General features: G+C 73.3%; 12 protein-coding genes and 1 pseudogene. 12 read left to right on the top strand and 1 reads right to left on the bottom strand.

All coding sequences use genetic code 11. The features are described 5' to 3' along the window. Positions 1-165: 165 nt before the first annotated feature. The 6 genes and pseudogenes from K2224_RS30035 (at position 166) to K2224_RS30010 (ending at position 6,076) form a co-directional block, all read left to right on the top strand. Positions 166-585 (top strand): phage tail protein, encoded by a 420-nt coding sequence (locus tag K2224_RS30035; protein ID WP_221910342.1) that lies wholly within the window; start codon positions 166-168, stop codon positions 583-585. A gap of 149 nt (positions 586-734) precedes the next feature. Next, complete coding sequence (locus K2224_RS30030; RefSeq protein WP_221910341.1) at positions 735-1,625, top strand: TIGR03621 family F420-dependent LLM class oxidoreductase; 891 nt, start codon at positions 735-737, stop codon at positions 1,623-1,625. Positions 1,626-1,697: 72 nt separating this feature from the next. Next, a pseudogene (locus K2224_RS30025) lies at positions 1,698-2,080 on the top strand (GNAT family N-acetyltransferase). Between the two features lie 272 nt (positions 2,081-2,352). After that, entirely contained in the window at positions 2,353-3,690 is a 1,338-nt protein-coding gene (locus K2224_RS30020) for a hemolysin family protein (protein ID WP_221910340.1), read from the top strand. Continuing rightward, positions 3,687-4,706, top strand: a complete 1,020-nt coding sequence (locus tag K2224_RS30015) for a hemolysin family protein (RefSeq protein WP_221910339.1) — start codon at positions 3,687-3,689, stop codon at positions 4,704-4,706. The genes K2224_RS30020 and K2224_RS30015 overlap by 4 nt, the downstream gene beginning before the upstream one ends. A 128-nt stretch (positions 4,707-4,834) precedes the next feature. After that, on the top strand, positions 4,835-6,076 hold the full coding sequence (locus K2224_RS30010; protein WP_221910338.1) for an FAD-dependent oxidoreductase: 1,242 nt from the start codon (positions 4,835-4,837) through the stop codon (positions 6,074-6,076). Here K2224_RS30010 and K2224_RS30005 read toward each other — a convergent pair. Beyond that, entirely contained in the window at positions 6,051-6,674 is a 624-nt protein-coding gene (locus K2224_RS30005) for a TetR/AcrR family transcriptional regulator (protein WP_221910337.1), read from the bottom strand. The two genes, K2224_RS30010 and K2224_RS30005, sit on opposite strands and share 26 nt — an antisense overlap. An 88-nt stretch (positions 6,675-6,762) precedes the next feature. Between K2224_RS30005 and K2224_RS30000 the strand changes: the two genes are divergently transcribed. The 6 genes from K2224_RS30000 to purB all read left to right on the top strand — a co-directional run bounded on the left by K2224_RS30000 (position 6,763) and on the right by purB (position 13,080). Then, positions 6,763-7,629: an SGNH/GDSL hydrolase family protein gene (locus K2224_RS30000; protein ID WP_221910336.1), complete on the top strand. Its 867-nt coding sequence runs from the start codon at positions 6,763-6,765 to the stop codon at positions 7,627-7,629. A gap of 70 nt (positions 7,630-7,699) precedes the next feature. Continuing rightward, positions 7,700-8,143, top strand: a complete 444-nt coding sequence (locus tag K2224_RS29995) for a helix-turn-helix transcriptional regulator (RefSeq protein ID WP_221910335.1) — start codon at positions 7,700-7,702, stop codon at positions 8,141-8,143. Positions 8,144-8,153: 10 nt separating this feature from the next. Beyond that, complete coding sequence (locus tag K2224_RS29990; protein WP_018543332.1) at positions 8,154-8,564, top strand: VOC family protein; 411 nt, start codon at positions 8,154-8,156, stop codon at positions 8,562-8,564. A gap of 160 nt (positions 8,565-8,724) precedes the next feature. After that, positions 8,725-11,154 carry an excinuclease ABC subunit UvrA gene (locus tag K2224_RS29985; protein WP_221910334.1) on the top strand — a complete coding sequence of 810 codons (2,430 nt, stop codon included), beginning with the start codon at positions 8,725-8,727 and terminating at the stop codon, positions 11,152-11,154. A gap of 191 nt (positions 11,155-11,345) precedes the next feature. After that, a complete protein-coding gene (locus tag K2224_RS29980) occupies positions 11,346-11,501 on the top strand; it encodes a hypothetical protein (protein WP_221910333.1) in 156 nt (51 codons plus the stop codon). 145 nt (positions 11,502-11,646) lie between these two features. Next, positions 11,647-13,080: an adenylosuccinate lyase gene (purB, locus tag K2224_RS29975; protein WP_221912032.1), complete on the top strand. Its 1,434-nt coding sequence runs from the start codon at positions 11,647-11,649 to the stop codon at positions 13,078-13,080. The last annotated feature ends 4 nt before the right edge of the window (positions 13,081-13,084 follow it).

Here is a 13,084-nt window from a genome sequence, read left to right as displayed (position 1 = left end):
CACGTCGTCGGGGCGCCGGCGCGGCACAGCGCCGTTCGAGCGAGCCGAATCGTTCTTCCTGCCCCCGTTCGAGCGAGCTCCGGAATGCGCCGGGCTCGGCTCGGGCAGCGGTCGGGCTGTCGACACGGGGCCGGCCGGCCCCGTCTTTGCGCCCGGAGGTACCCCATGCCCATCGACGACACTTGTGAGGAACGGCGCCCGGCGGCCGTCACCGTCGAGCTCGGCGCGTTCCAGGTCGAGACGGTCCGCGCGGTCTCCGGCCCGGCCTTCGGCACCGCACCGCCCGGCGCGGCGGCGCTCCCGGAGGGGGTGGGGCGGCCGGGCGAGGTGACCATCGTGCGCGGCCCGGACAAGAGCGCCGCCTTCACCGACTGGCTCACCAGATGCCTGCTGGAACGCGGCGGCGAGCGCTCCCGGCAGACGGTGACGGTGGTCCACTACGCCGCCGACCGCACCCCGTTGCGCCGCTACCGCCTCGTCGGCGCCCTCCCGACCTCGTGGGAGACCCCGGACGGCACGGCGGGCGCCGACCCCGCCGAGGAGTCGGTGACCCTGGCGTACGAGGACCTGTCCGTCTCGGCCTGACGGGAGACCCGGCGCCGGCCCGCCGAGGTCCCGGCTCCTGCGCGCACGACGTCGAACGTGCCGTGATTGCATGGAAGTTGACACATCCGGCAGTCGACACGTCCTGGCACACGCACGTTCCGGCGACGACCACGTCCTCAGGGGGCCTCATGCCGCGTCCGTTCCGCTTCGGCGTCACCTTGCTCACCCTCGACTCCGGGCCGGCCTGGCGCGAGAAGTGCCGCCGCGCCGAGGAGACGGGCTACGACGTGCTGCTCGTCCCGGACCACCTGGGACGGCCGTCGCCGTTCCCCGCGCTGGTGGCCGCGGCGGAGGCGACCGAGCGCCCGCGGGTGGGCACCTTCGTGCTGAACGCCGGGTTCTGGAACCCGGCCCTGCTGGCCCGCGAGGTGGCCACCGCCGACGCGCTCACCGGCGGCCGGCTGGAGCTGGGCCTGGGCACCGGGTACGTCAAGGGCGAACACGACGCGGCCGGGCTGCCGTTCGAGGCGCCCGGCCGGCGGGTGGACCACCTGGAGCACACGATCCGGGAGCTGGACCGCCTGCTCGGCGACCCCGGGCAGCTGCCGAAGGCCGTCCAGCGGCCCCGCCCGCCGTTGATGATCGGCGGCAACGGCCCGCGGATGCTGCGGCTGGCGGCGCGGCACGCGGACATCGCGGCGTTCACCGGTGCGCGGCAGGCGCCGGGCCGGCCGGAGGGCACGCTGGAGCTGCTGCCGGCCGAGCAGGTGGCCGCGTCGGTGGCGGCCTACGCGGCCCACGAGGCGCACGCCGCGGACCGCGCCGAGCCGGCCGAGCGGAACATCCTCGTCCAGCAGGTGCTGGTGACCGACGACCGGCGGGCCGCCGCCCGGGAGTTGGCCGCGCAGGGCGTCGGGGTCGACGAGGACCAGGCGCTGGAGGTGCCGACGCTGCTGATCGGGACGCCGGCGCAGATGGCCGAGCAGCTGCGGGAGCGCCACGGCTTCTCGTACGTCACCGTGCTGGACCGGTGCCTGGAGGCGTTCGCGCCGGTCGTCGGGGAACTCAAGGGCAGCTGACCGGGGTTCGGGCCCGGTCAGCATGGCGGAAACCGACCGACAGGCCGCCGGGCGCGGTGATGGGATCCGCCCATGAGTGATCTTCACATCCGCGCCGGCGTGGCCCGGCCGGTGACCCGCGATCCGGACGCGCTGCTGCTGGCCATGGGGGTCCCCCTGCTCGAACGAAGTCGAGAGCTCGGGGGAGGGACGGCGAGCCGGTGGGCACGGTGATCGCCGGTTTCGACGGCTGGCGGGCGTCGCTCTATCGGCTCGCCGTGCACCCCTCCCACCGCAGGCAGGGATTCTCGAAGGCCCTCCTCGAAGCGGCCGAGGAGCGCTTCGTGAAGCTCGGCGGCCGGCGCGCCGACGCGATGGTGCTGGACCGCAACGAGCGGGCGCACCACGCGTGGCGGGCGGCCGGGTATGCGCCGGAACCGCAGTGGAGCCGCCGGGTCAGGCCGCTGGAGGTCTGAGCGCCGTGCCGTCGTCGAGGAGCCCGCCCCGCGGCCTGGGGCGGGCTCCGCCGCTTCCTGCGCGTCCCCGCTCGCTTCGTCCCACCGAGCGCCACCCCATCGACTTTGCCGATCCTTTACCATGGGGTTCCCGGGACGACGGACTCCCGGGGCCCCTCCCCTGCGAAAGGTGTGTGAGCGTCGGCCATGGCCGAGCCTCCCAGTCGTCGTGCGTCCCTGCGACGGGGCGCGAACCTCCCGAACGTGTCCGACCATGGGACGGAGGTGACCCGATGACCGACCTGCTCCTGCTGGCCGTGGCGCTCCTGCTGACCCTGGCGTGCGGCGTCTTCGTCGCGGCGGAGTTCTCGCTGACGACGGTGGAGCGCGGTGATCTGGAGCGCGCCGCCGCCCGCGGCGAGCGCGGTGCGGACAGCGCCCTCAAGGCGGTCCGCTCGCTGACCTTCCAGCTGTCCGGCGCCCAGCTCGGCATCACCGTGACGGGCCTGATCATCGGCATGCTCGCCAAGCCGGCGATCGCGACCCTGCTGGCCGGTCCGCTGACCGCGATCGGGCTGTCGCGGTCCGCCGCGGACTCGGTGGCGCTGGTCCTGGGGACCGCGCTGTCCACGGTGGTCCTGATGGTCGTCGGCGAACTGGTCCCCAAGAACTGGGCGATCTCCAGCCCGCTGACCATCGCCAAGCGCGTGGCCACCGCCCAGCGCGCCTTCAGCGCCGCCTTCAAACCGCTGATCACCCACCTCAACAACACCGCCAACCGGACCGTGCGCCGGCTGGGCCTGGAACCGGCCGAGGAGCTGGCGTCCGCGCGCGGCCCGCAGGAGCTGGTGGCGCTGGCCCGGCACTCGGCCAAGGCGGGCGCCCTGGAGGCGGACACCGCCGAGCTGTTCGTCCGGACCCTCAACCTCGCCGATCTGACCGCGGAGAACGTGATGACCCCGCGGGTGCAGGTGGTGGCGCTGGAGGTGCAGTCCACGGCCGAGGACGTCGCCAACGCGACCCGGGCCACCGGACTGTCCCGCTTCCCCGTCTACCGCGGCAGTCTCGACAGCGTCGTCGGAGTCGCCCACATCAAGGACGTACTGGCCGTCCCCGCCCATCTGCGGCCCCGGCACCCGGTCTCCGAGCTGCTGCGCGAGCCGCTGCTGGTGCCCGAGACGCTGACCGTGGACCGGCTGCTGGACCGGCTCTCCGGCCGGCGGACGATGGCCGTGGTCATCGACGAGTACGGCGGCACGGCCGGCGTCGCCACCCTGGAGGACATCGTCGAGGAGGTGGTCGGCGAGGTCCGCGACGAGCACGACCCGCTGGAGACCCCGGATCTGGCGCCGGCCGGCACCGACGCCGACGGGCGGGCGGTCTACCAGGCCGACGGCGCCGCCCGCACCGACCAGTTGGCCCGGATCGGGCTGCGGCTGCCGGAGGGCCCGTACGAGACCCTCGCCGGCCTGATCGCCACCGAGCTGGGCCGGATCCCGCAGCCCGGCGACACCGTGGAGGTGGCGGGCTGGACGATGGACGTGCTGGACGCCGCCGGCCACCGTGCGGCGCGGGTGCTGCTGCACGCGCCCGCGTCCGGCGGCGCCGGCAGCGAGGAGGCCGGCCGATGACCGCGCTCCAGTTGTTCGTGGGGCTGCTGACCCTGGTCGTCAACGCCTTCTTCGTGGGCGCCGAGTTCGCGCTGATCTCGGTGCGCCGCAGCCAGGTCGAGCCGTACGCGGAGGCCGGGAACCGACGGGCGGACAGCGTGCTGTGGGGCCTGCAGCACGTCTCCGCGCTGCTGGCCGCGGCGCAGCTGGGCATCACGCTGTGCACGCTGGTGCTGGGCGCGGTCGCCGAGCCGGCCATCGCGCACCTGCTCTCGCCGGCGTTCGACGCGGTGGGGATCCCGTCCGCGCTGATCCACCCGATCTCGTTCGTGATCGCGCTGGCCGTGGCGACCTACCTCCACATGCTCTTCGGCGAGATGGTCCCGAAGAACGTGGCGCTGGCCGAGCCGGTCCGCACCGCGCTGCTCCTGGGCCCGCCGCTGGTGGCGCTGACCCGGGCCCTGCGCCCGGTGATCTTCGCGGTCAACGCGCTGGCCAACGGGCTGCTCAGGCTGCTGCGGGTGGAGGTCAGGGACGAGGTGGCGGCCACCTTCTCGGACGACCAGCTGGCCCGGCTCGTCGAGGACTCGCGGGCCGCCGGGCTGCTCGACGAGCGGGCCCAGGAGCGGCTCCGGGACGCCCTGGAGCTGGGCCGCCGCCCGGTGCGGGACGTGGTGCTGCCGGTGGACGAGGTGGTCTCGGCCCGCATCGGGGCCACGCCCGAGGAGCTGGAGCACCTGGCCGCCGAGTCGGGGTTCTCGCGGTTCCCGGTCGTCGACGACACCCGGCGCATCCTGGGATATCTGCACGTCAAGGACGCCCTGGACGCGGCCCCGCGGACCACGCCGTTCCCGGTGTCGGCGCTGCGCCCGATCGCCCGGGTGCGGGCGGCGACCCCGCTGGACGACGTGCTGACCGCGATGCGCGGCTCCCGGACGCACCTGGCCGCGGTGATCGGTGACGACGGCCGGCTGGCCGGGCTGGTGACCATGGAGGACGTGCTGCGGGAGCTGGTGCTGCAGCAGCCGACGGCCTGACCCCACCCCGCGACACCCTTCACTGACCGATCGGTTAGATTACTAACCGATCGGTCAGCCGCGTCCGTACGCGGCACCGCGGCGCCCGGTCATGCATCCGTACGCGCACGCGACGAGGGGGAACACCCATGAACCGCACGACATGCTGCGTGGTGGGCGGCGGCCCGGCCGGCATGATGCTCGGGCTCCTGCTGGCCCGGGCCGGCATCGAGGTGACCGTCCTGGAGAAGCACGGGGACTTCCTGCGCGACTTCCGTGGCGACACCGTCCACCCGTCCACCCTGAACCTGCTCGACGACCTCGGCCTCGGCGCGGAGTTCGCGCTGCTGCCGTTCCCGAAGCTGGAGGAGATGCGGGTCCAGATCGGCGACACCACCGTGGTGCTGGCCGACATGCGCCGCATCCCCGGCCGGCACAAGTACTTCGCGATGGTCCCGCAGTGGGACTTCCTCGACCTGATCGCCCGCGCCGCGGCGAAGGAACCCTCGTTCACCCTGCGGATGCGCAGCCGGGCCACCGGGCTGCGCACCGACGGCGGCCGCGTGACCGGGGTGCGCTACGTCGACGAGCACGGCGAGCCCGGAGAACTGGCCGCGGACGTGACGTTCGCCTGCGACGGCCGGGACTCACTGATCCGGGAGCTGGCCGGGATGCGCCAGCGGTACTTCGACGTCCCGATGGACGTCTGGCAGATCCGGGTCGACGCCCCGGCCGACGCTCTCAAGGAGAGCCGGGTCTTCGGCCGGTTCGGCGGCGGCCAGGCCGCGGTCACCATGGACCGCGGCAGCTACTTCCAGACGTCCTACCTGATCGGCAAGGGTCAGGACGCCGCGATGCGCCGCCATGACATCCAGTGGCTGCGGGACCGGCTGGGCGCGCTGTTCCACTGGGACGACGAGGTCACCGCCACCATCGGCTCCTGGGACGACGTCAAGCTGCTGGAGGTGACGTTCGGGCGGCTGCGGCGCTGGCACCGGCCCGGCCTGCTCTGCCTAGGCGACGCCGCGCACACCATGTCGCCGGTCGGCGGGGTCGGCGTGAACCTCGCCCTCCAGGACGCGGTGGCCGCCGCCCGCATCCTGGCCGGCCCGCTGCGCCGCGGGACGGTCGGCAGCGACGACCTGGCGCGGGTGCAGCGGCGGCGGGAGTGGCCGATGGTGGTGGTGCAGAAGTCGCAGGAGAGCGAGCACGCCATGATCCGCTCCGCGCTGGACGGCACCCTGCGCGGCGACCGGCTGCCGGTGCCGATGAAGCTGCTGCGGAGCGTGCCCGCGCTGCGGACCGTCACCGGCTATCTCGGCGGCATCGGCATCCGGCCGGAGCCGACGCCGGACTTCGCCCGGGTCAGTCCCGGCGCGCCACGGCGTTGAGCGTGAAGGTCTCCAACTCGGCGGCGGCGGCGTCCAGATCGAGATCGGGGTGGGCGAGCCAGTGCCCGATCACCCCGTCGATCGCGCCGCCGATCGCCAGCGACATCGTGCGCGGGTCGAACTCCCGCAGCACACCGGCCCGCTGACCCTCCGTCAGGAGTGCGGCGAGGAACTGCCAGCGGGCGTAGGTGTCGTGCGAGCCGGGCGACTTCAGGCGGGTGCCGCCGTGGTCGTCGAGCAGCATCTCGGTGATCACCCGGACCTGGCGGCGGTGGTCCCGCTGGTAGCCGATCATCGCGTGGACGTAGGCGACGAGCGCGGCCAGCGGGTCCGGGGCCGCCTCGACCCGCTCGCGGACATGGTCGCCGAACTGCTCCAGCACCTGGGTCAGCGCGGCCTGGGTGAGGTTGTCCTTCGACGAGAAGTGGTAGAGCACCGCGGCCTTGGAGACGCCGGCCCGCTCGGCGATCGCGGACAGCGACGTCGACGGGTAGCCGCGGGTGGAGATCAGGTCGACGGTGCAGTCGATCAGCTGCTGCCGGCGGGCCCGTTCGGTGAACGTCGCCGCCTCCGGGTCCGCACCCCGCCGAGGACTCATCCCTCGCCCACCTCTGTCCTTCCGTGCCCTCCGTGGCCCGTACTCCGGCCGCTGTCGACCGTACACCGCGGGATAGGATCACCGCGCCATGGAGACCAATGCGCCATACACGAGTTTTGTCGCGGTGGGCGACAGCTTCACCGAGGGCATGTCGGACGCCCTCCCGGACGGCTCCTACCGGGGCTGGGCGGACCTGCTCGCCGCCCGGCTCGCCGGCCTCTCCCGGCCGGCGGGCGACGGGACCCCCTCACCCGGCTTCCGGTACGCCAACCTCGCCGTGCGCGGCAAGCTCGTCGACCAGATCGCCGACGAGCAGTGCGGCCCGGCCGCCTCGATGGGCGCGGACCTGGTGACGCTCGTCGGCGGACTGAACGACGTGCTGCGCCCCAAGTGCGACGTGGACCGGGTGTGCGCGCGGCTCGCGGACTGCGCGGACCTGCTGGCGCGCGGCGGCGGGCAGCTGGTGCTGATGCGCAGCCCGGGGCGCCGCGGGCCGGTCCTGGAGCGCTTCCGTCCGCGCATGGAGCAGCTCTTCGCACGGATCGACGAGCTGGCCGCCCGGCACGGCGCCCTGGTCGTGGACCTCTTCGGATCCGAGGCACTGGCCGATCCGCGGATGTGGGCCGAGGACCGGCTGCACCTCAACGCCGAGGGGCACCGCCGGGTCGCCGAGGCCGTCTGGCAGGCCCTGGGGCTGCCCGCCGCCGCGGACTGGGAGGCGCCGCTGCCGCCCGCGGCCCCGCCCCGCTGGACGGCCCGCCGCACCGCCGATCTGCGGTTCGCCCGCGAGCACCTGGTGCCGTGGATCGGCCGCCGGCTCACCGGCCGCTCCTCGGGCGACGGCCGCGCGGGCGCCCAGTTCGACGCCGAGCAGGGCCGGGCCTTCTGGATAGCGCCCGCGGACCACACGGACCCGGGCCCGGTGACGGGCTGGCGGCGGGTGGCGGCGTCCTGAGCGGGGACGGCCCGGCCGTCCGCCCGGCACCGCCTGGGAAACCCCGCCGCGGCGTGGCACGATCACGAACGTGACCAGCAGACCCACCGCGTCCCAGCGCCTGCGCGACCTCGCGCTGCTGCGCCGCGTCCGCGACCGGATCGACCGGGAGTACGCGCAGCCACTGGACGTCGAGGCGCTCGCCCGCGGCGTGAACATGTCCGCCGGGCACCTCAGCCGCCAGTTCCGGATCGCCTACGGGGAGTCGCCGTACTCCTACCTCATGACGCGGCGCATCGAGCGCGCGATGGCACTGCTGCGCCGCGGCGACCTCAGCGTCACCGAGGTCTGTTTCGCGGTCGGCTGCGCGTCGCTGGGCACGTTCAGCACCCGCTTCACCGAACTCGTCGGGGTGCCGCCCGGCGCCTACCGGCGCGAGGCGGCGACCACCGCGCAGGAGCCGCCGCCGTGCGTGGCGAAGCAGGTCACCAGACCGATCAGGAATCGAGAAGCGCGGGGCGACGGCCGGACCTAGCCTGAGCGCCATGGACATCACCATTCACGCCAGTTTCCTCCCGCACGACGACCCCGAGGCGTCCCTCGCCTTCTACCGCGACACCCTCGGCTTCGAGGTCCGCCAGGACGTCGGCGGCGGCACCATGCGCTGGATCACCGTCGGCCCCGCCGGCCAGCCCGACACCGCCATCGTGCTGCACCCGCCGGCCGCCGACCCCGGCGTCACCGACGACGAGCGCCGCACCATCACGGAGATGATGGCCAAGGGCACCTACGGCATCATCGTCCTGGCGACCAAGGACCTCGACGGGACCTTCGAGCGGCTGCAGGCCGGCGACGCCGAGGTCGTCCAGGAACCGACCGAGCAGCCGTACGGGGTGCGCGACTGCGCGTTCCGTGACCCCGCGGGCAACCTGATCCGCATCAACGAGATCCGCTGAGCCGCCCGGCGGCCGCCGCCCCGGCGTCCTGGGCGGCCGTCCCGGCATCCCCTTCGCCCCCTCCATCCCCACGCCCCGCACGCCGTACTCACCACGACACAGCGATTCCGCACGACACAGCGATCCGCGCAGGCGGCCCCGCCTCGCAGAGGGAGACACCATGAGCAGCGCCCCGAGGCCGGACCTGCCCGCGCAGCACGCCGCCGACGGCCACGACCGGATCCGCGTCCACGGCGCGCGGGAGAACAACCTCAAGGACGTCAGCATCGAACTCCCCAAGCGGCGGCTGACGGTGTTCACCGGCGTCTCGGGTTCCGGCAAGAGCTCGCTGGTGTTCGACACCGTCGCGGCCGAGTCCCAGCGGCTGATCAACGAGACCTACAGCGCCTTCGTCCAGGGCTTCATGCCCACCCTGGCGCGGCCCGAGGTCGACGTCCTCGACGGGCTGACCACCGTGATATCCGTCGACCAGCAGCGGATGGGCGCCGACCCGCGCTCCACCGTGGGCACCGCCACCGACGCCAACGCGATGCTGCGGATCCTCTTCAGCCGGCTCGGCAAGCCCTACGTCGGCCCGCCCGGCGCCTTCGCGTTCAACGTGCCCTCGGTCTCCGCGTCCGGCGCGATCAAGGTGGAGCGCGGCGCCAAGAAGGCGGAGAAGGTCACCTTCAACAGGGTCGGCGGCATGTGTCCGCGCTGCGAGGGCCGCGGCGCGGTCTCCGACCTCGATCCGGCCCAGCTCTACGACGACAGCAAGTCGATCAACGAGGGCGCGTTCACCATCCCCGGCTACACCGGCGGCGGCTGGAACTCCCGGCTCTACGCGGAGTCGGGCTTCTTCGACCCCGACAAGCCGATCCGCAGGTTCACCGAACGGGAACTGCACGACCTGCTGCACCGCGAGCCGACCCGGATGAAGATCGCGGGCATCAACATGACCTACGAGGGTCTGATCCCGCGGATCCGGAAGTCGATGCTGTCGAAGGACAAGGAGGCGATGCAGCCGCACGTCCGGGCGTTCGTGGAGCGTGCGGTCGCCTTCGCCGCCTGCCCCGACTGCGACGGCACCCGGCTCGCCGAGCACGCCCGCGCCGCGAAGATCGAGAAGCTCTCCATCGCCGACGCCTGCCGGATGGAGATCCGGGACCTGGCCGACTGGGTGCGCGGGCTCGCCCAGCCGTCGGTGGCACCGCTGCTCGGCGCGTTGCAGCACACCCTCGACTCGTTCGTGGAGATCGGCCTGGGCTACCTCTCGCTCGACCGGCCCGCAGGCACCCTCTCCGGCGGCGAGGCGCAGCGCGTGAAGATGATCCGCCACCTCGGCTCCTCGCTCACCGACGTCACCTACGTCTTCGACGAGCCGACCGCGGGCCTGCACCCGCACGACATCCAGCGGATGAACGGCCTGCTGCGCCGGCTGCGCGACAAGGGCAACACGGTGCTGGTCGTGGAGCACAAGCCGGAGGTCATCGAGATCGCCGACCATGTCGTCGACCTCGGTCCCGGCGCCGGCACGGCCGGTGGCACCGTCTGCTTCGAGGGCACCGTCGACGGGCTGCGCGGAAGCGGCACCGTCACCGGGCGCCATCTCGACGACCGTGCCTCGCTCAAGGCCGCGGTGCGCGAGTCGAACGGCGCCCTGGAGATCCGCGGCGCCTGTGCCAACAACCTCCGGGACGTCGACGTGGACATCCCGCTCGGCGTGCTCACGGTGATCACCGGCGTCGCCGGCTCCGGCAAGAGCTCGCTCGTCCACGGGTCGGTCCCCGCCGAGTCGGGCGTCGTCTCGGTCGACCAGAGCCCTATCCGCGGCTCGCGGCGGAGCAACCCGGCGACGTACACCGGGCTGCTCGACCCGATCCGCAAGGCGTTCGCCAAGGCCAACGGCGTCAAGCCGGCGCTGTTCAGCGCCAACTCCGAGGGCGCCTGCCCCACTTGCAACGGCGCCGGCGTCATCTACACCGACCTGGGGATGATGGCCGGGGTCTCCACCACCTGCGAGGACTGCGAGGGGAAGCGGTTCGACGCGTCGGTGCTGGAGTACCGCCTCGGCGGCCGCGACATCAGCGAGGTGCTGGCGCTGCCGGTGGCCGAGGCCGAGGCGTTCTTCGCCGAGGGCGAGGCGCGCACGCCGGCCGCCCACAAGATCCTGCGGCGGCTCGCCGACGTCGGGCTGGGCTACCTCACCCTGGGCCAGCCGCTCACCACGCTCTCCGGCGGCGAACGGCAGCGGCTGAAGCTGGCCACGCACATGGCCGAGAAGGGCGGCGTCGGCTCGGGAACACGAGCAGGCTCGCGTTCCTCCCGCCTCGATCACGTGTACGTCCTGGACGAGCCGACCGCCGGGCTGCACCTCGCCGACGTCGAACAGCTGCTGGGCCTGCTCGACCGGCTCGTCGACTCCGGCAAGTCGGTGATCGTCGTGGAGCACCACCAAGCGGTGATGGCACACGCCGACTGGATCATCGACCTCGGTCCCGGCGCCGGCCACGACGGCGGCCGGATCGTCTTCGAGGGCACCCCCGCCGACCTCGTCGCCACCCGCGCCACCGTCACGGGCGAGCACCTCGCGGCCTACGTCGGCGCCTGACCCAGCAGGCGGCATGCCCGTCGCGACGCCCCGACACCGTGCCGTGCGCGCCGTCGGGGCGTCGCGGCCCGAGCGCACGACGGGCGGGCCCGAGGGCTGCGCCCCCGTACGCGGGATCGACCCGGGCCGCGGGCCGGACCAGGCGTTACGCTCGTTTTGTCCGGATACGTTCCGACTGCACGGAGGCGGCCATGAGTCAGTACGACGAGTACACCACCCCCTCCCAGGCCGAGGGCGAGCGCCTGGAGGAGGACCTGGACCCGAAGGAGGTCCGGCACCCCGCGACGATGCGCACCCAGCCCTCCCAGGCGGAGGGCGAGCGCCGGGCGGAGGACGACGAGAAGTGACGGCACGGGCCGCCCCGGGCAGGGCGCGGTGACCGAACGGTACGGTGGGGGCCCGCACCGGGGCGCGGCGCCTGTAGGAACGTACAGCCGGGACCGGGGCGCTGGCCTGCACAAACGCCCAGTAGACTCTGACCACGTGACTGCTGTGTCTGCGAAGCCTCGCATCCCCAATGTCCTGGCCGGCCGCTACGCCTCCACGGAGCTGGCCGTGCTGTGGTCCCCCGAGTACAAGGTCAAGCTGGAGCGGAAGCTGTGGCTCGCGGTGCTGCGCGCCCAGAAGGACCTGGGGGTGGCCGTCCCCGAGCAGGCGCTCGCCGACTACGAGCGGGTCCTGGAGACCGTGGACCTGGCCTCGATCGCCGAGCGGGAGAAGATCACCCGGCACGACGTCAAGGCCCGGATCGAGGAGTTCAACGCCCTGGCCGGGCACGAGCAGATCCACAAGGGGATGACCTCCCGCGATCTGACCGAGAACGTCGAGCAGCTCCAGGTGCGGCTGTCGCTGGAGCTGGTGCGGGACCGCACGGTCGCGGTGCTGGCCCGCCTGGGCTCGCTGGCCGCCCAGCACTCCGAGCTGGTCATGGCCGGCCGCTCGCACAACGTCGCCGCGCAGGCCACGACCCTGGGCAAGCGCTTCGCGACCGCCGCCGACGAGCTGCTGGTCGCCTTCGCGCGGGTCGAGGAGCTCCTCTCCCGCTACCCGCTGCGCGGCATCAAGGGCCCGGTCGGCACCGCCCAGGACATGCTCGACCTGCTCGGCGGGGACGCCGCCAAGCTCGCCGAGCTGGAGCAGCGGATCGCCGCGCACCTCGGCTTCGGGCAGGCGTTCACCTCCGTCGGCCAGGTCTACCCGCGGTCGCTGGACTACGAGGTGGTGACCTCGCTGGTGCAGCTGGCCGCCGCGCCGTCCTCGCTGGCGAAGACGATCCGGCTGATGGCCGGGCACGAACTCGTCACCGAGGGCTTCAAGCCCGGCCAGGTCGGCTCCTCGGCGATGCCGCACAAGATGAACACCCGCTCCTGCGAGCGCGTCAACGGCCTGATGGTGATCCTGCGCGGCTACGCCTCGATGACCGGCGAGCTGGCCGGCGACCAGTGGAACGAGGGCGACGTCTCCTGCTCCGTGGTCCGCCGGGTCGCGCTGCCGGACGCGTTCTTCGCGCTGGACGGCCTGCTGGAGACCTTCCTGACGGTGCTCGACGAGTTCGGCGCCTTCCCGGCCGTGGTCGCCCGCGAACTCGACCGCTATCTGCCCTTCCTCGCCACGACCAAGGTCCTGATGGGCGCGGTGCGGGCCGGGGTGGGCCGCGAGGAGGCACACGAGGCGATCAAGGAGAACGCGGTGGCCTCGGCGCTGGCCATGCGCGAGCAGGGCGCCGAGCGCAACGAGCTGCTGGACAAGCTGGCCGCGGACAGCCGGATCCCGCTGGACAAGGCGCAGCTGGCGGAGCTGATGGCGGACAAGCTGTCCTTCACCGGCGCGGCCGCCGACCAGGTGGCCACCGTCGTCGCCCGGATCGAGAAGATCGCCGAGCAGCACCCCGAGGCCGCCGCCTACACCCCCGGCGCGATCCTCTGACCCG

This window comes from Streptomyces sp. BHT-5-2, assembly GCF_019774615.1.
GTDB lineage: Bacteria > Actinomycetota > Actinomycetes > Streptomycetales > Streptomycetaceae > Streptomyces.
Note: the sequence above shows the minus strand (reverse complement) of the source record. Positions and strands in the feature narration are given on the sequence as shown.

Coding starts and splice junctions, on each gene's coding strand:
- K2224_RS30035 (WP_221910342.1), top strand. CDS start 166: ATGCCCATCGACGACACTTGTGAGGAACGGCGCCCGGCGGCCGTCACC.
- K2224_RS29980 (WP_221910333.1), top strand. CDS start 11,346: ATGAGTCAGTACGACGAGTACACCACCCCCTCCCAGGCCGAGGGCGAG.
- K2224_RS29985 (WP_221910334.1), top strand. CDS start 8,725: ATGAGCAGCGCCCCGAGGCCGGACCTGCCCGCGCAGCACGCCGCCGAC.
- K2224_RS30000 (WP_221910336.1), top strand. CDS start 6,763: ATGGAGACCAATGCGCCATACACGAGTTTTGTCGCGGTGGGCGACAGC.
- K2224_RS30010 (WP_221910338.1), top strand. CDS start 4,835: ATGAACCGCACGACATGCTGCGTGGTGGGCGGCGGCCCGGCCGGCATG.
- K2224_RS29990 (WP_018543332.1), top strand. CDS start 8,154: ATGGACATCACCATTCACGCCAGTTTCCTCCCGCACGACGACCCCGAG.
- K2224_RS30020 (WP_221910340.1), top strand. CDS start 2,353: ATGACCGACCTGCTCCTGCTGGCCGTGGCGCTCCTGCTGACCCTGGCG.
- K2224_RS30005 (WP_221910337.1), bottom strand. CDS start 6,674: ATGAGTCCTCGGCGGGGTGCGGACCCGGAGGCGGCGACGTTCACCGAA.
- K2224_RS30015 (WP_221910339.1), top strand. CDS start 3,687: ATGACCGCGCTCCAGTTGTTCGTGGGGCTGCTGACCCTGGTCGTCAAC.
- K2224_RS30030 (WP_221910341.1), top strand. CDS start 735: ATGCCGCGTCCGTTCCGCTTCGGCGTCACCTTGCTCACCCTCGACTCC.